Origin of the sequence: Bacillus sp. 275, assembly GCF_001999205.1 — a bacterium.
Lineage (GTDB): Bacteria > Bacillota > Bacilli > Bacillales > Bacillaceae > Bacillus > Bacillus velezensis.
In genome coordinates this window covers 3,765,756-3,785,156 of record NZ_CP019626.1, presented here as the reverse complement: position 1 = coordinate 3,785,156, position 19,401 = coordinate 3,765,756, and the positions used below count along the sequence as shown (strand labels likewise).

23 protein-coding genes are annotated in these 19,401 nt (G+C 45.3%); 1 reads left to right on the top strand and 22 read right to left on the bottom strand.

All coding sequences use genetic code 11. The features are described 5' to 3' along the window. Positions 1-7: 7 nt before the first annotated feature. From BZ167_RS18590 to BZ167_RS18525, 14 genes are all read right to left on the bottom strand, one after another. Entirely contained in the window at positions 8-778 is a 771-nt protein-coding gene (locus BZ167_RS18590) for a protein-glutamate O-methyltransferase (RefSeq protein ID WP_007409457.1), read from the bottom strand. A 189-nt stretch (positions 779-967) separates the two neighbouring features. Then, entirely contained in the window at positions 968-1,414 is a 447-nt protein-coding gene (gene ndk / locus BZ167_RS18585) for a nucleoside-diphosphate kinase (RefSeq protein ID WP_015417727.1), read from the bottom strand. A gap of 120 nt (positions 1,415-1,534) precedes the next feature. Beyond that, a complete protein-coding gene (gene hepT, locus BZ167_RS18580; RefSeq protein WP_003153454.1) occupies positions 1,535-2,497 on the bottom strand; it encodes a heptaprenyl diphosphate synthase component II in 963 nt (320 codons plus the stop codon). Positions 2,498-2,525: 28 nt separating this feature from the next. Further along, on the bottom strand, positions 2,526-3,227 hold the full coding sequence (gene menG, locus BZ167_RS18575; RefSeq protein WP_003153453.1) for a demethylmenaquinone methyltransferase: 702 nt from the start codon (positions 3,225-3,227) through the stop codon (positions 2,526-2,528). 5 nt (positions 3,228-3,232) lie between these two features. Beyond that, positions 3,233-3,988, bottom strand: coding sequence for a heptaprenyl diphosphate synthase component 1 (gene hepS, locus BZ167_RS18570; RefSeq protein WP_007409455.1), 756 nt, complete (start codon positions 3,986-3,988; stop codon positions 3,233-3,235). A gap of 156 nt (positions 3,989-4,144) precedes the next feature. Further along, a complete protein-coding gene (gene mtrB / locus BZ167_RS18565; protein WP_003153449.1) occupies positions 4,145-4,372 on the bottom strand; it encodes a trp RNA-binding attenuation protein MtrB in 228 nt (75 codons plus the stop codon). Positions 4,373-4,392: 20 nt separating this feature from the next. After that, complete coding sequence (gene folE / locus BZ167_RS18560; RefSeq protein ID WP_003153448.1) at positions 4,393-4,965, bottom strand: GTP cyclohydrolase I FolE; 573 nt, start codon at positions 4,963-4,965, stop codon at positions 4,393-4,395. A gap of 186 nt (positions 4,966-5,151) precedes the next feature. Next, on the bottom strand, positions 5,152-5,430 hold the full coding sequence (hbs, locus tag BZ167_RS18555; RefSeq protein WP_003153447.1) for a non-specific DNA-binding protein Hbs: 279 nt from the start codon (positions 5,428-5,430) through the stop codon (positions 5,152-5,154). A 374-nt stretch (positions 5,431-5,804) separates the two neighbouring features. After that, positions 5,805-7,283, bottom strand: a complete 1,479-nt coding sequence (gene spoIVA, locus BZ167_RS18550) for a stage IV sporulation protein A (protein ID WP_007409454.1) — start codon at positions 7,281-7,283, stop codon at positions 5,805-5,807. A gap of 185 nt (positions 7,284-7,468) precedes the next feature. Next, on the bottom strand, positions 7,469-8,203 hold the full coding sequence (locus tag BZ167_RS18545; protein ID WP_003153436.1) for a YphF family lipoprotein: 735 nt from the start codon (positions 8,201-8,203) through the stop codon (positions 7,469-7,471). A 19-nt stretch (positions 8,204-8,222) separates the two neighbouring features. Beyond that, positions 8,223-8,426, bottom strand: a complete 204-nt coding sequence (locus BZ167_RS18540; RefSeq protein WP_003153435.1) for a DUF2768 domain-containing protein — start codon at positions 8,424-8,426, stop codon at positions 8,223-8,225. A gap of 318 nt (positions 8,427-8,744) precedes the next feature. Continuing rightward, positions 8,745-9,782, bottom strand: coding sequence for an NAD(P)H-dependent glycerol-3-phosphate dehydrogenase (locus BZ167_RS18535; RefSeq protein WP_061860673.1), 1,038 nt, complete (start codon positions 9,780-9,782; stop codon positions 8,745-8,747). 17 nt (positions 9,783-9,799) lie between these two features. After that, positions 9,800-11,110 carry a ribosome biogenesis GTPase Der gene (gene der, locus BZ167_RS18530; RefSeq protein ID WP_003153433.1) on the bottom strand — a complete coding sequence of 437 codons (1,311 nt, stop codon included), beginning with the start codon at positions 11,108-11,110 and terminating at the stop codon, positions 9,800-9,802. A gap of 192 nt (positions 11,111-11,302) precedes the next feature. After that, positions 11,303-11,905, bottom strand: a complete 603-nt coding sequence (locus BZ167_RS18525) for a YphA family membrane protein (protein WP_015417729.1) — start codon at positions 11,903-11,905, stop codon at positions 11,303-11,305. 76 nt (positions 11,906-11,981) lie between these two features. Between BZ167_RS18525 and BZ167_RS18520 the strand changes: the two genes are divergently transcribed. Continuing rightward, on the top strand, positions 11,982-12,113 hold the full coding sequence (locus BZ167_RS18520) for a YpzI family protein (protein ID WP_003153429.1): 132 nt from the start codon (positions 11,982-11,984) through the stop codon (positions 12,111-12,113). Positions 12,114-12,147: 34 nt separating this feature from the next. Here the strand turns inward: BZ167_RS18520 and fni are convergent, their stop codons facing one another. The 8 genes from fni to prsW form a co-directional block, all read right to left on the bottom strand. Then, entirely contained in the window at positions 12,148-13,197 is a 1,050-nt protein-coding gene (gene fni / locus BZ167_RS18515) for a type 2 isopentenyl-diphosphate Delta-isomerase (RefSeq protein ID WP_061860674.1), read from the bottom strand. Positions 13,198-13,211: 14 nt separating this feature from the next. Next, positions 13,212-14,360, bottom strand: coding sequence for a 30S ribosomal protein S1 (gene rpsA, locus BZ167_RS18510; RefSeq protein ID WP_003153426.1), 1,149 nt, complete (start codon positions 14,358-14,360; stop codon positions 13,212-13,214). Between the two features lie 227 nt (positions 14,361-14,587). After that, on the bottom strand, positions 14,588-15,262 hold the full coding sequence (gene cmk, locus BZ167_RS18505) for a (d)CMP kinase (RefSeq protein ID WP_033574730.1): 675 nt from the start codon (positions 15,260-15,262) through the stop codon (positions 14,588-14,590). A gap of 78 nt (positions 15,263-15,340) precedes the next feature. Then, entirely contained in the window at positions 15,341-15,517 is a 177-nt protein-coding gene (locus BZ167_RS20375) for a YpfB family protein (protein WP_003153420.1), read from the bottom strand. Between the two features lie 46 nt (positions 15,518-15,563). Beyond that, entirely contained in the window at positions 15,564-16,220 is a 657-nt protein-coding gene (locus BZ167_RS18500; RefSeq protein WP_060674342.1) for a flagellar brake protein, read from the bottom strand. An 87-nt stretch (positions 16,221-16,307) separates the two neighbouring features. Continuing rightward, a complete protein-coding gene (gene ypeB / locus BZ167_RS18495; RefSeq protein ID WP_007409448.1) occupies positions 16,308-17,657 on the bottom strand; it encodes a germination protein YpeB in 1,350 nt (449 codons plus the stop codon). A gap of 24 nt (positions 17,658-17,681) precedes the next feature. Further along, complete coding sequence (gene sleB, locus BZ167_RS18490) at positions 17,682-18,551, bottom strand: spore cortex-lytic enzyme (protein WP_007409447.1); 870 nt, start codon at positions 18,549-18,551, stop codon at positions 17,682-17,684. 130 nt (positions 18,552-18,681) lie between these two features. Next, positions 18,682-19,338 (bottom strand): glutamic-type intramembrane protease PrsW, encoded by a 657-nt coding sequence (gene prsW, locus BZ167_RS18485; protein ID WP_003153415.1) that lies wholly within the window; start codon positions 19,336-19,338, stop codon positions 18,682-18,684. Positions 19,339-19,401: the final 63 nt, after the last annotated feature.

Sequence of the window (19,401 nt, the reverse complement as noted above, 5' to 3'; positions counted from 1 at the left end):
ATGTCTTCTATCTTTTTTGATAAAAAAATGTATCAGTGCTCTCAAGGCCGAATTTTTCAGGGCTGAAAATTTGTTCTGTACTGCCTACAAACAGAATTCCGTTCTTTTTCAGACTGCCCGCCATTTTCACATACAGCTCTTCTTTTGCTTTTTCAGTAAAATAAATAAAGACGTTGCGGCAGACGATCAGATCAAAATCTTGTTCATAGCTGTCGGCAAGCAGGTTGTGCCGCTTAAACCGGATGTTTTTCTGAATCTCTTGTTTTACTTGATAACTGCTGTCAGCCTGCTTAGTGAAATAACGGCTTTTCACGGAAGCCGGCACCTCTTGCAGCGAGCGTTCCTGATAGATGCCCCGCTTGGCTTTGCTTAACGCCTTTTCATCAATATCTGTCGCCAATATATCAAATCCGGCCAGTCCCGTCTGCTGATTGAGAATCATAGCCAAAGTATAGGGCTCCTCTCCCGTTGAACAGGCCGCACTCCATATTTTTAACGGTTTTTTATGCTTTATTAACGGAAGAATTGAGGTTTCAAGAACTTCCCACCGTTTATAATTTCGGTAAAATTCAGAAACATTGATCGTCATTCTGTCCAATGTTTCGTTTAATAAAAGCTTGTCCTTTTCCAAAGCGGCGGCAAATTCCTGAAAATCTCTGAACCCCTTCTTTTCATAAAGGGACGTCAGCCGCCTTTTCATCTGTGCTTCTTTGTATAAAGATAAATCAACGCCGGTTATTTGTTTCCACTTGGTGATAAAAATGTCGTAAGGCTCCATTGCTTCTCTCCCAATCTCGCTGTCTTTTGTCCTAGTATAGCCTGTTTTCTTTCTAATTTGTACGATTTCAATAAAAAAATCAGCCCGCGGGCTGATTTGTGAGAAATGAAAAGACAGGGCAGCGCAGCCTCTGTCTTTCTTAAAATATGTAAACCTTTTCATAACAAGAGAAAAAGAAAGGCTGACGGCTTAGTACACCCAGTCGGCCATTAATTTTTGATACGGTACAAGCTCTTCCTGTTTGAAGAAAATGTCAATTTCCCGCTCAGCGCTTTCTAAGGAGTCTGAACCGTGAATGATATTTTTGCCGACAAACATGCCGTAGTCACCGCGGATCGTGCCCGGCAGTGCATCTTTCGGGTTCGTTTTTCCGATCAGCTGTCTTGTGATCTCTACTACATTTTCCCCTTCCCATACCATTGCAAATACGGGTCCTGATGTAATGAATTCCACAAGCTCGCTGAAAAACGGCTTCCCTTTATGTTCAGCATAATGGTTTTCAGCCATCTGTTCTGAAACTTGCATTAGCTTGGCTCCTGCCAATTGTAAGCCCTTACGCTCAAATCTGGATAAAATCTCTCCGATCAGCTGGCGCTGTACGCCGTCCGGTTTTACCATGATAAAAGTTTTTTCCATAAGATTCTCCACCCCATCATTATGTATAGGCTTTCAAGTTGCACACCGAAATCGTAACATCTTTCTGACAATTAATCAATCCAGGGCGGAGAATGTTCACATCTTGTTCGTAAAAGGAATTTAAAATTTCCGTTTGCCGATATATTTGGCGATGGCGGCCAATGATGAGCGCGCACGTCCTCTCGGCAGTGTATTCAGTTTTTCAAACGCTTTTTTTAAGTACCTGTCACTGACGGCCATTGATTTTTCAATCGCGTCTGTGCGTTTAATATTTTCAATAATGGGGGCGAGCTGCTCCTGTGTTGTTTCACTGTTAATTAATTTCAGCTGATTTTTCAATTCAGGCTGACGGAGCGCGTACAAAACGGGCAGAGTGACATTTCCTTGCAGCAGATCCCCTCCGACCGGTTTTCCCAGTTCCTCTTCCGTTGAAGTGAAATCAAGAATGTCGTCAATAATCTGATAGGACATGCCCACGTAATAACCGAACCAATATAATGCTTTGTGAATCTTCTCATCAGCTCCCGAAGCGATGGCGCCGAGCTGGCAGCTGACGGCAATGAGAAGAGCCGTTTTCCGTTTGATGCGGCGCAAATAGGTTCTGAGGTTTTGTTCCATATTGTATTTATCTCTGATCTGTTCAATTTCTCCGAGGCATACTTCTACGATGGTTTTGGACAGGATCCGGTGGGCTTTCGGCTCATCCAATCTCGTCATCATCTCAAGTGAGCCCGCAAGCATATAATCACCGGTATACATAGCGATGCGGTTGTCCCACTTGGCTTTGATGGTCGGTTTTCCCCTCCGCAGCTCGGCGTCATCAATGACGTCGTCATGCACGAGGGACGCCATATGAATCATTTCCAGCGTCACCGCAACATATTTTATTTTATTAATGTCATAGTCACCAAACATGCCGGAAAGCAATACGAAAACAGGACGGATCCGCTTGCCGCCCGCCTGGAGCAGGTGGAGCCCGGCTTCACTCAGCAAAGGATAGTCTGACCGCACCGTTTGCTCAAGCTCCCTTTCGATCACATCAATATCGTCATTTAAAAAAGAATAGGCCATTTTAAATTTCATATCATTCACCCAAACATCTGTATATTCATCATTTCCAACCGATATGCGTAGCGGCCACTCCGCCGGTAAACGAATGGTATTTGACATTCGTCAGGCCCGCTTCTTCAAACAGACGCGCAAGTTCTTTCATACCGGGAAATTCTCTTGCCGATTCTTGAAGCCAAGAATATTCTTTATAGCTCTTCGCAAACATTTTTCCGAAGAAAGGCATGATGTATTTAAAATAAAGAAAATACGCCTGTCTGAATCCGAACATTTCCGGCTGGGATGTTTCCAGGCATACGACCTGCCCGCCCGGTTTGACGACCCGCCGCATTTCTTTCAGCACGGTCAGATAGTCGGGAACGTTCCGCAGCCCGAAGCCGATGGTGACAAAATCAAAAGAATCATCAGCGAAAGGAAGCTCCATCGCATTTCCGTGCAAAAGCTCAATTTGGCTGTAACCGCCCTCTTTCACTTTTTTCTCACCGATGCTCAGCATATTTTTGCTGAAATCCAGTCCTTTGATTTCGCCGCTTTTTCCGGCCGCTTCTGCGAGGGCAATCGTCCAGTCAGCCGTTCCGCAGCAGACATCAAGCGCTTTTGCGCCTTCTTTTACATTCATGATCTGCATCGTTTTATCGCGCCATTTTTTATGCTGCTGAAAACTGATAACAGAGTTCATTTGGTCATAATTTTTATAGATTTTTTCAAACACGCCGTGTACGCGCTGTTCTTTTGACTCCTGCATGTTGATTACCCTTCTTCCACTTTCTGATGATATGTTTTGTCCTGGCTGATCGCTTTAAGCCGGTTCAGCATGAGGTTTTGGATTGGTGAATTGAGCGGCAGCAGCGTTTCAATGCTTTGCTTTGCCTTTCGGAAGCTATCTTCCATTATGTCAGCCTTTGATTTCCCTGACTTTACAATATTGCCGATGACATCGAGAAATATAGCATTGCCGTTCATCAGCCGCTTATATACAAAAAAATCACTCGCCAGCTCTTTCCAGCGCGGAAGATTAAAGTGGTCTGACACTCTGTGAAACAGGGCCGCTTCCACAATCGCCATGCTTTCGATCAATTGATTCAAGTCATTGACAGACCGATCGTACAGACGGATTTTATGCTCATTGATTTCTTTAATTGCCGTAGCGAGCGTCCGAATCATATAGATATCCTTCATTTCAGATAAAAGCGAATAATACAGTCCGCTGAAATAGTCGCCGGCAAGCACGGTGAGCTGCCGGTTTTTATTTTCGTCTCGCTTTAACGCTCTGGCTGTTGTCACTTCATCGTGGGTATCAAGGGCGCTTTGGACAAGCATCGCAGTTACTATGTAATTTTCTCTGTCGTTGTTCTTAATGTCCGCCTCTTCAAACAAAGCGTGAAAAAGAAGAAGCTTATCCTCATCGATTTTAGGCGCAGAAATATGTTTCGCTAAATAAGGATGAGACAGCTTTTGTTTTAATTTCGTATTTAGATTCGCTAAAGTTCCGTAGATGTCTTGCAAAAATATCACCCTTGTCCCCAAATTCACATTTATTCTAATATGTATGAGATTTACTCGTCATTATTATACGCAGGTATCATTATAGCATAAAAAAAAGAAATTGGCTGTATTCTCCCGCCGTTTGCGGGCATTTGGCAAAAGCGGGAAACAGCCGGCTTATTTTTTTTCGCTGTTCATTTCTCCGTAAGCGGTCTGGATGAGGGCGTTGCCTCTCACTTTGATGGCAGAGGTATGCTCAGTAAACTGAGCGATAATCACTTCGCCTTTGTCCAGTTTTTCGGAATGGTGAAATTTCGTATCCGTTCCTCTCGTTAAACCGATGACGTTCACGCCGTCCTCGACCGCTTTAATGACGACAAAATCACTTGAATGCTTTGAATTCATATCTGCACCCTCTATCATTATTAATCCGCACGTTTAATATGTTCTAACACTTCGGAACGCGCCGCTGCGTCATCTTTAAAAATACCTCTTACAGCGGAAGTCACTGTTTTTGCACCTGGCTTTCTTACGCCCCTCATTGTCATGCACATATGCTCAGCCTCGACGACAACCATGACGCCGTGGGGATCTAAGGTCTCTACGATGCTTTCTGCAATCGTTGAAGTGATGCGCTCCTGCAGCTGCGGGCGTTTTGAGACGGCTTCCACCGCCCGCGCCAATTTACTCAGGCCCGTCACTTTGCCGCCGCGCGGAATGTAGGCAATATGCGCTTTTCCGTAAAAAGGAACAAGGTGATGTTCACACATGGAATGAAACGCGATATCTTTTACAAGAACAAGCTCCTCATGGTCTTCTCCGAAAACGGTTTTAAAGTGTTCTTTCGGGTCTTCATTTAATCCCGAGAATACTTCCGCGTACATTTTCGCCACGCGTTTCGGCGTATCTAAAAGCCCTTCCCGGTCCGGGTCTTCTCCAATCGCCTCTAAAATCTGGCGAACCGCCTGTTCAATCTGTTCTTTATTAACTTCTTTCATTGTCTGTGTCCTCCACCATTGAATACATTTAATTTCGATTCTAGCACATTTGCCGCGCCAAAAGCAAAACGAAAGTCCTGCCCGGTGACCGAGGCTGCTTAAATATGAAAAGCCCCTTTATCAAGGGGCTTTTCTGTGAAGAAACAAAGTGTATGTATCAGATGCATACACGATCTATATTCACAATTATTTTCCTGCAACAGCGTCTTTAAGAGCTTTACCTGGTTTGAAAGCAGGTACCTTGCTTGCAGGGATTTCGATTTCTTCACCAGTTTGCGGGTTACGTCCTTTACGTGCAGAGCGCTCGCGCACCTCAAAGTTACCGAAACCGATCAGTTGGATTTTATCACCGTTTTTAAGTGCATCTAAAATCGTATCAAAAACAGAATCAACTGCTTTTGTAGCGTCTTTTTTAGACAATTCGCTTGCTTCAGCAACCGCATTGATTAGTTCTGTCTTGTTCATGCCTTTCACCTCCTCCCAAAAGGGTATCAAATCAGCAGTTTATTATCATTTCTTCACAGTTCAGCCTGATTCTAAACCTGTCTGATAAAAAATCAAAGCAGGGAAGAACAGACAAGTAAACGGCTTTTCAAAAGAAAACAGACACTTTGAGGAATGTTTGTCCAACAAAGTGAAGATTTTCTGTATGTAGAGTAACACATATAAAAAGCCATATCAAGCATTTTAAAGCCTCAATCCCTTGCTCGTCAAGGTTTTCACGTGTTTTACCGAACAAATATTCCTTTTTTTGCTTTTTTCCTCCTAATCCTTGATTGATTTCCAGTATCTAAAAAGAATAAAAAAAGACCCCCCGTTTCAGGAAGAGGTCCTTCAGCTTACAAAATAATGGCGATCAGGCCGCCTGAGCCTTCGTTAATAATTCTCTCCAGCGTTTCTTTCAATTTATATCTCGCATTTTCCGGCATGAGTGACAGTTTTGCGGAGATTCCTTCTCTTACGATAGAGCTCAATGATCTGCCGAAAATATCGGAGTTCCAGATAGAAAGCGGATCATCTTCAAAGTCCTGCATTAAGTAACGGACAAGTTCTTCACTTTGTTTTTCCGTCCCGATGATCGGCGCGAATTCACTTTCCACATCCACTTTGATCATATGAATGGACGGAGCGACCGCTTTGAGCCTTACTCCGAATCTTGATCCCTGTCTGATGATTTCCGGTTCATCAAGGCTCATATCGGCTAAGGCCGGGGCGGCAATGCCGTAGCCGGTCTGTTTCACCATTTTCAGCGCATCTGATACCTGATCATATTCTTTTTTCGCGTGGGCGAAGTCCTGCATTAATTCAAGCAGGTGGTCTTTCCCGCGGATTTCAACGCCGACCACTTCTTTTAAAATCTGGTCATATAAATGATCCGGCGCATACAAATCAATTTCTGCGACACCCTGGCCAAGTTCGATTCCGGCCAATCCGGCGCTTTCAATAAACTCAAATTCACTGAAGTGGCCGACAACCCGGTCGACATCGCGCAGGCGTTTAATATCTTTTACGGTTTCTTTCACTGATTCCTGGTAGCTCTCTCTGAGCCAGTGATTTTCTTTCAGCACCATGACCCAGCTCGGAAGGTTGACATTGACTTCCAGCACAGGGAACTCATAAAGCGCTTCTCTGAGGACGCTTAACACATCTGTTTCCCGCATGCTTTCAACACTCATGGCGAGGACGGGAATATCATATTTCGCGCTTAATTCAGCTCTGAGCGCTTCTGTTTCCGGGTGGTACGGTTTTACCGAGTTGATAACCATAATAAACGGTTTGCCGACTTCCTTCAGCTCGTCAATGACTCTTTCTTCCGCTTCCACGTAATCGCCCCGCGCAATATCGCCGATTGAGCCGTCTGTCGTAATGACGACCCCGATTGTGGAGTGTTCCTGGATGACTTTTCTCGTACCGATTTCCGCTGCCTCATGAAAGGGAATCGGTTCTTCGTACCAAGGTGTATTGATCATTCTCGGGCCGTTTTCATCCTCATATCCCTTCGCCCCGGGAACCGTATATCCCACACAATCCACAAGACGGATGTTGACATCAAGTCCTTCCGCGACATGAACGGACATGGCTTGATTCGGGACAAATTTTGGTTCTGTGGTCATTATCGTTTTTCCTGCTGCGCTTTGCGGAAGCTCATCCTGCGCCCGCGCTCGGTCGGCCTCATTGCTGATATTCGGGAGCACCACGAGCTCCATAAATTTTTTAATGAATGTAGATTTCCCTGTACGGACAGCGCCAACGACTCCTAAGTATATATCGCCCCCTGTTCGTTCAGCGATATCCTTGAAAATATCGACCTTTTCCAAGTGATCCCCTCCCGGACTTCCTATCCTTATCATTTTTCATTCACCATTCTCCAATCAAATACAGGACACTATATGTGTATGACGTTGTCCTATTTCAATATGACATCTTTAGAAAATTTTCAGGCAGTCTTTTCTATCAAAATCAAAAAAACCTTTCTCCCTATTTGTATGCGCGGGAAAAAGGTTCATTCCTGTTTCGTTTGACTTTCTAAAAAAACGGGTTCCTGTTTTTCATTTACGGTGTATGTGACTGAAAAGGCCGGGACGAAAGGAGTCTCTTTCCATAAAATATCCTGAATTTCCGCGCCCGGTTTGATTTTCTTTTTGTTTTCCTTCAGGCAGCGGGCGAGATCAACGCGATAGTCGGCATAGATTTCTCCGTCAGCGCCGATTAAAAGCGGTAGAGACGTGCCTGAAACCGGACTTTTGACTGAAGGAGAGTCTTTCATGCCGAGCTTTTTTTTATTTAAAGTGAACAGCCCTTTTGAAACGGCGTCCTCATAAGGAGGATATGTATGCTTTTCCTGATACATTTTGACGCGCAGCTTCATGTCGCGGATTGCTTCCGCCATTTGGAGATCGACCAGCTTGACGGTCGGCTTATTTTCCACATCGACAAGCACGTATTGGTACATTCCTCCGCTTTCATAAGCTGAGGCCGGCGGCTCCTCTATGTATCTGGGCGCGAGCCGCTTAAAATCTATCGGATATTTTTGATAGAGCGGTGTTTTCATATCTTTTGTCTGAATCGGCAGAAGTCCGCCGTTCGCCTTTTTAAATTCATCCACTGCCGCTTGCACCTGCTGAAGCTGATGTTTGTAAGATACTTTATTTTCAGTTTTTTTTGCTTCAGGGTACAGACAGCCGGACAGCAGAAGCACCGCCATTGCCGTTATGACGGCCATTTTTAACTTATGCATTCCGCGCCCCCTTTTTGCTTTATTCATTGACAGGCCCGCTGAAAACGACCATTAACACGATCAATCCCGAGATGACCATGCAGGCATAAGCGAGTGAAGAAACCGCTGCTTTTATCAGTTTGTTTTTCACTTTGTACCTGCTGACATAAATAGAGGCCACCGCAACAAACATTAATCCCATAGCACCAAGCGCAAACCACATTTTCATCAATGCCACACTCATGTTCGTGCCCCCCGTTCCATCATTGTAAGCGTTATATTTCATTTTAATATACAAATGTTGAAAAGATCAACAGGTTTTCCATCTATTGAAAAAACAAAAAAACTGAAGCAAAGAGGGGGACTTTGCTTCAGTCAAGTTGACTATATTCACCTGTACGTCTGAGATACACTCTCTTGGACTTCGATGCTATAGTATGCGCAGATGCATACGTCTGCATCCTCTTCTGCCTAAATCAGCAAATGTTTTAAGCGATTTCAGCCGGAGAGTTCTGCGTTTTGGACTTTCGTCACTTCAGAATATGCTGACGGCATGTTATTGTCACTTCACCCGGTTTTCGAATGTGTTGACCAAGTCTTCCATCTCATGGGTTTTCACTCTGGCCATTAAGGATTCTACGGCCGTTTCTACCTTCTGCCCGTTAAATAATACTTGGTGAAGCGCCTCTGTGATCGGCATTTTCACTTGGTATTTTTGAGACAGCTGATACGCAGCTTTCGTCGTCCGCACGCCTTCAACAACCATCCCCATCTTATCCAGGACAGCTTCCAGCTTATATCCTTTGCCGAGCAGGTTGCCGGCGCGCCAGTTTCGGGAATGAACGCTTGTACACGTCACGATTAAATCGCCTACGCCGGTCAGGCCGGAAAAGGTGAGCGGATTTCCGCCCATCTTTGTGCCGAGTCTGGCGATTTCAGCAAGACCTCGGGTGATTAAGGCCGCTTTTGCATTATCTCCGTATCCCAATCCGTCTGTAATCCCCGCTGCAAGAGCGATGATATTCTTTAACGCTCCCCCTATTTCCACACCGATCATATCCGGATTGGTATAGACGCGGAAATGCTGGTTCATAAATAAATCCTGAACCGCTTCTGCAGCCTTGATATTTTTTGAAGATGATGTAACAGTCGTCGGGTGTCTTAATCCGACTTCCTCAGCGTGGCTCGGCCCTGAAAGCACGACGATGTCTTTTCTGTACTCCTCAGGCAGCTCCTCTTCCATTAATTCTGAAATGCGGAGAAGCGAATCCGGCTCAATTCCTTTGCTGACATGAACAAAAATCGATTGTTTCGGGATGTACGGCAGAGCCTTTTTCAGCACTTCCCGAATGGCTTTTGTCGGAACTGCCACAATGATGAAGTCAGCTTCTTTTAAAGCCTCGCTTAAATCAGCTGTACCGATGATAGAACTTGATAGCTCCACCCCCGGCAGGTAATCTTTGTTTTCATGCAGTTCGTTGATTTGATCGATCAATTCGGCACGGTGTCCCCACATCATGACTTGATGTCCGTTATCAGCCAGCACTAAAGAAAGTGCAGTGCCCCAGCTTCCCGCTCCAAGCATTGCCACTTTTTTCATCTCTGTATCACACCTTTTTATTTTCTTGCTCTTGCAAATATTTTAATTGGCGTACCTTCAAATCCGAAAGCGTCCCGGATTCGGTTTTCTAAAAAGCGTTCATAAGAAAAATGCATCAGTTCCGGATCGTTGACAAAAACAACGAAGCTCGGCGGCTTAACAGCGACTTGAGTCGCATAATAAATTTTCAGACGGGAGCCGTTGTGCGTCGGAGTCGGATTCATGGCGACCGCATCCATAATGACATCATTTAAGACATTTGTCTGTACGCGGAGAGAGTGGTTTTCACTCGCTTTAATAATCGCAGGCATGAGTGTATGAATCCGCTTTGTCGTCAGTGCCGACATAAACAGCACCGGCGCGTAATCGAGAAATTGGAAATGTTCCCGAATATTCTGTTCAAATTCTTTCATCGTGCGTTCGTCTTTATCAACGGCATCCCATTTGTTTACGATAATGACGACGGCTTTCCCGGCTTCATGGGCGTATCCGGCGATCCGCTTGTCCTGCTCAAGGATGCCTTCTTCTGCATTCAGCACAACGCCGACGACGTCTGAGCGGTCAATGGCTTTTAACGCCCGAAGCACACTGTATTTTTCTGTTGTTTCATATACTTTACCCTTTTTTCTCATTCCCGCCGTGTCAACGATTACAAATTCCTGCTGATTGTAGGTGAACGCCGTATCCACAGCGTCTCTAGTCGTTCCGGCTACGTTGCTCACGATAACCCGCTCTTCGCCGAGCATCGCATTGACAAGGGATGATTTTCCGACATTCGGGCGGCCTATCAGGCAGAATTGAACGACATCATCACTGTACTTCGTCTCCGGAATGTTTTTAAAATGCTCGGCACAAGCATCGAGCAAATCTCCCAATCCTAAACCGTGTGTGCCCGAAATCGGATACGGTTCTCCAAAGCCGAGCGCATAAAAGTCATAGATGTTCGCTCTCATTTCGGTATTATCTAATTTATTTACGGCTAATACGACCGGTTTTTTCGTCCGGTACAGTATTTTTGCCACTTCTTCATCCGCAGACGTCACACCTTCGCGGCCGTTCACCATAAAGATGATCACATCAGCCTCGTCCATGGCGATTTCAGCCTGCTGGCGGATCTGTGTCAGAAACGGTTCGTCTCCGATATCAATTCCGCCCGTATCAATCAGGTTAAAATCATAATTCAGCCATTCCGCCGAACTGTATATCCGGTCCCGCGTCACTCCGGGGGTATCTTCTACTATTGAAATTCTTTCACCCGCAATCCGGTTAAAGATTGTGGATTTTCCCACATTCGGTCTTCCGACAATGGCTACGACAGGTTTACCCATAGTACCCTTCCTTTCAATCCAGCCGCTTACATTTTCACAAAAAATTGTTCAACCGGTTATTAAAAATCATCTTCGCTATGAAAAGAACCCTTCAAACAGAAGGGCTTAACTCATTTATTATATCAGTTTTCACTGAGATCACAATGTATTCTTCAAAATGTTTCGCATTCATGTAACAGTCTCCGTCTGTTTTCAAGACATTTTTGTCGCTCCTTTGCCCTGCTTTTTGCTTTTTTGGCTGATACGCGCCGCAAGCTGTTCATATGTAGTCAGCCCGACGAGAAGAATCACTCCCGCCGAACAGCCTGAAAGCCATTTATAATCACCGACGGCTGCCGCACCCGCAATGTTGCGGATGACCGCAGCATACAATAGTTCCCCCTGGCACATGCCGAGAACAAAAAGACAAAGTCTCTCAGGGAACCGCCCCTCAACGGAAAGCGTAATAACGGTAAGTAGTATAACCGCCGCCCATTCAGGTTTTATGATAAACCAAACAGGATCATATAATGCAAAAAGAAAAATAAAGCCGTACGCCGCAGACGCCGTCAGATGAATCACAATATTACGGAGCCGTTTATGCATGCCGAGGCTTCCCGCATAAACAAATGCCGCAGCAAAAAACATGACATATGCCGCATTCAGCGTAAAATAAGCCGTAATCTGATGTATGCTTGCCATCATATTAGTCAAAATAAAGACTGATACGTAAAAACGGCTTTTCGTTTTGGCAAAAATAAAAGTCGCAAGTATCCATAAAAACCACATTGACCAGTAATAATAAAACGGTTCCATAATCGCTCCTCCTCTGATCAGTATGGAGCGGGAACGCATTTTTTAAACCAATTATGCCTGAAAGGAGCGGATAAGGATGGGAAAAGACAGACAGGAGAAAAAACTGAAAGCCTCCCGCCGGGTGGAATCTGATCGCGATGATTCGATTCACCATAAAGGAGCGACAAGCCTTGAGCAAAACGGGGAATTCCGAAAAAGAAAATCGTAAAAAACAGAAAAAGGCATGCGGGTTCGCATGCCTTTTAACGTCTGCTGAAACGGGACGTGTCAATCCCCCGTTCAGAAAGCCAGTGATGTGTGTCACCTTTTATGACCAAAGGCGCCTTTTGCAATTGGGCAACCGATCGGCATCCGAGGACGGTCATAATCATTTTCAGCTCTTGCAAAAGCGCCATCATCTCGTCAAACAGGCCCTCTTCTCCTTTAGAGGTGAGAGCTTTCAGGAAAGTGCCCGCCATTCCCGCGCCGGAAGCGCCGAGGGCAATCGATTTGGCGACATCCAGGGCGCTTTGCAGCCCGCCGGATGCGATAATTGATTGATCAGCGGAGAGCGAGTGGATTTCCGCTAAGCTTGCGGCAGTGGAAATTCCCCACGTATTAAAAAAATGAAGCGCCTTCTCTCTGCGCATATTTTCAATCTTAGAGAAATTCGTACCGCCGTATCCGCCGGCATCAACTGCTGCTGCGCCAGCATCAAATAACTGCCGTGCCGATTCCCTGCTCATTCCGAAGCCGACTTCTTTGACAAAAACGGGCACTCCCGCTTCCGCCGCAATCCGCTCAATGCGGCCGAGAGCGCCGGTAAAGCTTCTGTCACCCTCTGGCATGACGATCTCCTGAATCACATTTAAATGAATCTGGAGGGCATCTGCTTGAATCATATCAACTGCCCTTTTCGCCTGCTCGGCATCCGCCTCGCTGCCTAAATTGGCAAATATCAGCCCGTCCGGATTCTCTTTTCTGACGATCTCGTAAGAACACCGTTCGGAGGGATCTTTTAAAGCTGACATTTGCGAACCGACAGCCAGCGGCATGCCGGCTTTGCGCGCGGCTCTTGCCAGCGATCTGTTAATTTCGTATGTAAGCTGTCCGCCGCCGCCTGTCATCGCATTGATAAAAATCGGCGAACTGCTTGTGAGTCCGCCGATTTTCGTTGATATATCCACTTTTTCCAATGCTAGGTTCGGTAGGCTGACATGAACAAACGTAATATCATCAAGCCCCGTTTCCCGGTTTTGGCCGGTAGACAGCGCATGATTTATATGTTCTCTTTTTCGTTCTGCTCGTGTCACGTTTTATCACCAATTTATTTTAATTTATTAAGCTTGTCTCCGATTAAATCGCCAAGCTGGAAGCCGGTGCTCGGCTCTTCTTTCGCCTGGTATTGGCGGAAGTCCTCCTGATCGGCTTTCGGCGCTTCTTCAAGCTCACGCATGCTTAAGGAAATGCGCTCTTCGCTTTCGTTGACGTCAAGCACTTTCACTTTAACAGTCTGTCCTTCTTCAAGCACTTCATGCGGCGTTCCGATATGTTTATTGGAAATTTGCGAAATGTGCACAAGTCCTTCCACGCCCGGAAGAATTTCAACGAAGGCGCCGAAGCTTACAAGGCGCTGCACTTTTCCTTCAAGCACATCTCCTTGTTTTACCTTTTCGCCGATCTGGCTCCAAGGTCCCGGCAGCGTTTCTTTAATAGATAAAGAAATACGTTCGTTATCGCGGTCTACGGACAGTACTTTCACTTTTACGTCCTGACCTTCTTCCACCACGTCAGACGGTTTTTCGACGTGTGAATGAGACAGCTGCGAAATATGAACAAGCCCGTCAATTCCGCCGATGTCGACAAATGCGCCGAAATCAGTCAGACGCTGCACTTTTCCTTCAAGCACGCTTCCAACCTCAAGCGTTTGGAGAAAATCATGCTTTTTGGCTGTCTGTTCTTTTTCCACTACAGCCCGGTGTGACAGAATCACCCGGTTTTTATCACGGTCGAGTTCAACGACGATAAGAGAGAGGGTTTTCCCTTTATAGTCAGTGAAATCCTCGACGAAATGAGCTTCGACAAGTGATGCGGGAATGAAGCCGCGAACGCCGATATCTACGACGAGACCGCCTTTCACCACATCTTTCACTTCAGCTTCAAACACTTCTTTTGTGTCGAATTTTTTTTCAAGGTCTTCCCAAGCGCGGTCAGCATCAACGGCACGTTTAGATAAAATCAAAGCATCGTCTTCCACTTTTGTTACTTTCAGGTCAAGCTCGTCGTCAACTTTTACGACATCCGATGCTTTCTCTACATGAAGACTTGATAATTCACTGATTGGAATGATTCCGGACTGTTTGACATTGACAATTTCGACATCTACATGCTTGTCCTCTACCTTTGTCACAATCCCTTTTACTACATCTCCAACCTCTGGCACTTGAACATCAATTTGATTCATTTCCTCTGTCATTTGAATAACCTCCTTGGTCCAAACCTACACAGCTTAATTAATACGGTTTGAAAGCTGAACATGTGAATGTCCGCTTTTCAGCCGAATATGTATTAAAGAATCATCCAAAAAAGATTTTGAATGATCAATAAAAAGTTTTATTAGTATTAACTTCTAATAAATGGACTGGTTTGTCAAGCAATAACATCTTGTCTTTCGAAAAAAATTATAAAGCGCTCCGCCCGAAGTTAACGTGATTTCTGTTCGACGATCTCCAGAATTTTTCCTGCGACTTCGGCAATGCTGAGTGACGTCGTATCGATTTCAATCGCGTCTTCCGCTTTGCGCAGCGGGGAAACTTCCCTCTCTGAATCGAGCTTGTCGCGTCTGGCAATTTCTTCAATGAGCGTCTCGAAATTCACGTCATAGCCTTTTTTCTTATTCTCTTCATATCGGCGCTTCGCTCTTTCCTCTACGGACGCGAGCAGAAAAATTTTCACTTCGGCGTCAGGCAGCACGTGAGTACCGATATCACGGCCGTCCATGACGACACCGCCTTTTTGTCCGAGCTGCTGCTGTCTTTTGACCATTTCTTCTCTGACGCCTTTATGCTTGGCGGCGATTGATACTTGGTTGCTGACTTCGTCTTTTCGGATTTCTTCTGTCACATCTTCTCCGTTTACCAGAACGATTTGTCCTTCCGGAGCGGATACAAGCTCAATTTCCGTACGCTTCAGCAGCTCTGTAAGCGCGGCTTCATCAGTTAAATCGGCATTCTGCTTGAGCGCCGTATATGTAATGGCACGATACATCGCTCCTGTATCAATGTACACATATGATTTTTTCTCAGCCACTATTTTAGCAACGGTGCTTTTTCCGGCAGCGGCCGGCCCGTCGATCGCAATTGATAATTTCTTGTCCATAATCTCTCTCCTTGCTCTTTACTCCTCTATGGATTGTATCATGAACTGCCGGAAAAGGGGCGAAAAAATTGAGCTGATTTACCGCTTTACCGTTTCAATCCATTCTTTTTTCTCCATTTTATCAACTCCCTCATATTTCACAGCTTTCGAAATATAAGGTTCAATAGGCTGATAATGAAGCAAAAACTGCACCGCGCCCAAAATGATAAGCTGAATGCAGACCAATTTGACCAGCAGACGTTCAAATGTTTTCATACACGCGCACCTCCATTAGGATTAGTATGGAAAAGTGCGCTGCTGTTTATTCCGACAGACTGTTTCTTCTCTGCTGCAGCTGCGCGCGCATACAATATTGGAGTAAAAGCTGCTGTGATGCGGGATCGATTTCTGCAAATTCAAGCGTCATTTTTTGTTTATCCGCCTTTTCATCATAAAAAATCCGCTGGGTAATAGCCTCGGCCGTAATATCGGCTGTATTTTCCTTGCCGGGAAGAGAAAATGAGACATAAAGCTTTTCACCTGGTTCCGCGGAAATATGCTCAGGCATCACAACAGCGATTCCGCCGGCGCTGATATTAGAGGAAACCGTTTGGAAAGCGGTTTTTTTCGCTTCCATTTTGACGGATACATCCAATACTGCGTCTGCACGGACGTATCGGCGTCTTTGAATCCGCTTCATTTCCTCCTGAGGGGGGATGTCCAATCCGATCATCGGGATGGGGTCTTTTTTCTTTCCTTTGATTATGCTTTTAAATTGATACGGCACTTGGCCATCCCCCATAAATTCCGCTGTTATTTCCACTCCTTTATGCAAAAAGACCGTCCGTCCCGAATCCAGATCGACGGGATATGAGATGTGCAGCTCGCCGTTTTCAACGCTTACTGCTTTGCTCCTCGCTTTTTTGGGCTCATTGTTCTCTATGTATTCAATCCAAATATAATCTCCGACAGCTATCATGGGCCTTCACTCTTTCATTATTTATGCTTTTATTAAAGCATGTAACGAAAAAAAGGAAAAGACTTTTAGTCCTTTCCTCCTTTATTTTTATAGGTCTTTATATATAGGTTCTGCACTTTTTAACTTTTCTATTTTTTCCTCTTTTCCGTCGTCCGCATTAATGAACATTTGATATGTGTCTTTCCCGATCGTCCCGAGCATTTCGTAGCAAAGCACTTCCTGACCGAGCTCATTCGTGATCAGCGCCTGCCGCGTCTCCCGCACTTCAACATTTTTATTCAGCTTTGCTTTCGCTTCATCAGCTGACAAAGCGGGAGCCGGAATCGTTCTCGTGCGGTGCGCCGCCAGGTAATCACGTGCGGAAAAACCGACGACTTCACCATCATCCAGCGCCACTTTCATTCGGATGGCTTCCGGATAGATGCGGACGTTTTTCTCCACGGGGATAAAAGAAAAGACGCCGATGTTATTATATTGCGCGCTTTCATCAATTTCGAGGCCTTTTGTTTCATATCCATTTTTCTTTAAAAACGCGACGGCCCGGTTAGATGCTTCATTGAGGCTGATCTTTTGTTTCTTCACGGCCCGTTTTTGAATCAAATAGACCGGATGTCCGCCTTTTTGGGTAATATCCATATAGATAAAAGACTTGTTGTCCGCGTCTTTCATGCGGATGCTGTATACGTCCCGATTCGTTTTCCTGCCGCTTTTGACCACTTTAATTGAATAATTATGATCAGGCGCAAACCGTTGTGCGATTTTGACCGCTTCTTTTTCCGTAATTTGTTTTCCTTTCAGATGCGTAAAACCTTTTCGTTCTGTATTTGCTCCCGTAAATGTGGGGCTGATGCTGTCTTCAGAAAAAGCGCCTACATTTTTTTCGACTGTTTTAAAGCTGTCGACGATCGTATTATCGCTTTGTTTTTTGTCAGAGGCGAGCGCCATCTCAACATCCATCCACCGTAAATTTTTGCTCATGACGAGATGCTGAACGCTGCGGAGCTGGTTTTGAATGTTCTCCGCCTGTTTGTACAGGCTGTTCAGTGTTGTATATTCTTTCTTATCAAGCGGTTTTTGGTCTAAATCCCGGACGGATGTTTTATAGCTGAAATCTCCTATGTTGGATAAAAACTCCTCCGTCTTATTAAAAGGCATGAGAGTCAGGGGCAGCTGGCTCACATTGTTATGAGCTTCAGATGTTATTCTCCATACATCAATGAGCGCCGGAGACAGAGATTTTTTACTGTTCATCGCAAGCGTCGTCCCGATTTTGTCGTGAAGCTGATCTACATGGTACGTCAATTCATGAAAAGCCCTCTGATAATTATTTTCCGCATGCAGAAGGACCGCATCTTTTTCCTGATGCTCTTTATATCCCCAGTATCCGGTTGCGGCGATCGCGACACCGAGAACAGCGATAATGATTCCTCTAATCATGTTAACACCTCATTTTGCGTACTTTTACTCACAGAAAATGTGTTTTCCGATTCTTTTTATTTGCGGACGTCCCCAAATCCATTTGCTTGTCGCCGTATCAGGATTGAAATAATAAATCGCGTTTTCAGAAGGATCCCAGCCGTTGATCGCATCAAGAACCGCTTCTTTTGCTCTTTCATTCGGCTGCATGTATATTTGGCCGTCGGCAACGGCGGTAAACGCGAGCGGTTCGAAAATGACGCCGGCCACCGTATTCGGAAATAACGGGCTTTTAATACGGTTTAAAATAACCGCGGCGATGGCAACCTGCCCTTCAAACGGCTCACCGCGCGCTTCCCCGTACACAGCCTGTGCCAGAAGATTGATGTCGTTGTTTGAGAAACCGCCAGGCATATTGGCCGCTGTCGTATTTTGCTTTTGATTTGACTGACCGCCTGTATTGTTTTGCGGCTTTTGAGCAGGCTTATTCGTTCCCGCCGGCTTCTGCGTTCCGGCTCTCGGTTTTGTTTGGTTTTCCAATGGGACGTTGCCATAATGAGTGAACGTATTCCCTTTTTGGATCTGCTCCATTACATATTCACGGTAATATTTTGATTTAGAAATCAGCACCTGTTTGGTTTTCGCGCCGACGAGGCCGTCAACCGGCTTCATGCCGAATTTCTCCTGAAAATTTCTCACGGCCCAGTATGTGGTCCAGCCGTAAACACCATCGATTTTCCCGTTATAAAATCCGTTATATTGAAGACGGGCCTGCAATTCTATAACATCATCACCCGTCGCGCCTCTTTGAATCACTTGATTTGAAAACGCATGAACCGTTTCATGATGATCGAAGAAAGCGGCGGCGAAAGAAAATAGAATGAGACATGCCATAAAGGCTCCTTTGCACTTCATCTCTTCAAGCCTCCTACTGCAAAATTTAAAGTGTACCCGTATTGTCTGTCACGAGGTTATTTTTATGCACGTTTCCTTCTTATCCCCTGTCAAGGCATAAAAAAGAAACCGCACGCGACGCGCGGTTTCTTCACACTTGGATCATATTGACGGAGCGTGCTTTTTTTGCCTTTCGCAGCCCGAACCACCATAAAAACAGCATAAACGGCAGCATATAATATACCCAATGATTGAGGGCGGTAAGAATAAAATCGTAAGAACCGTGCAGACATGAAGGCACGGCCAGCGAAATCACAAGCCATTTGACACGGGCTTTTTTCTGCGAAAAGCGGGCTTTTCCGAGATAAAATCCCATAATCACTCCGATCAGCGCATGGCAGGAGACCGGCAGAAGCGCCCTGATGAAAGCATGCTCAACGCCGTGGCCGAATAAATACAGAATATTTTCAAGCGTGGCAAATCCTAAAGACACACTGGCCCCGTAAACGATTCCGTCATAATGCTCATCAAAATGAGCATGCGGATACACACTGATCATCAGAACGAACCATTTCACCGATTCTTCCAGAAATCCCGAAGACAAAAACGAAACGAAAAAGCTTCCTCCCCCCACATGCTCTTTTTCAAGAACATATTGGATAAACATGGTCGGAAACACAAGGACAACCCCGAGAAAAAAAGACCTCAGCACCATATGTACGGGTTCATTGTCATACTGATCTTTTAAATAAAAATAGCTTAACAGCGCAATGCCGGGAGCAATTCCTGCAGAGATGATTGCAAACATCAGGCAACCTCTTTCCTTTATATTCCTATATCTATCGTACCATGTTGTTCACATTTTTACATC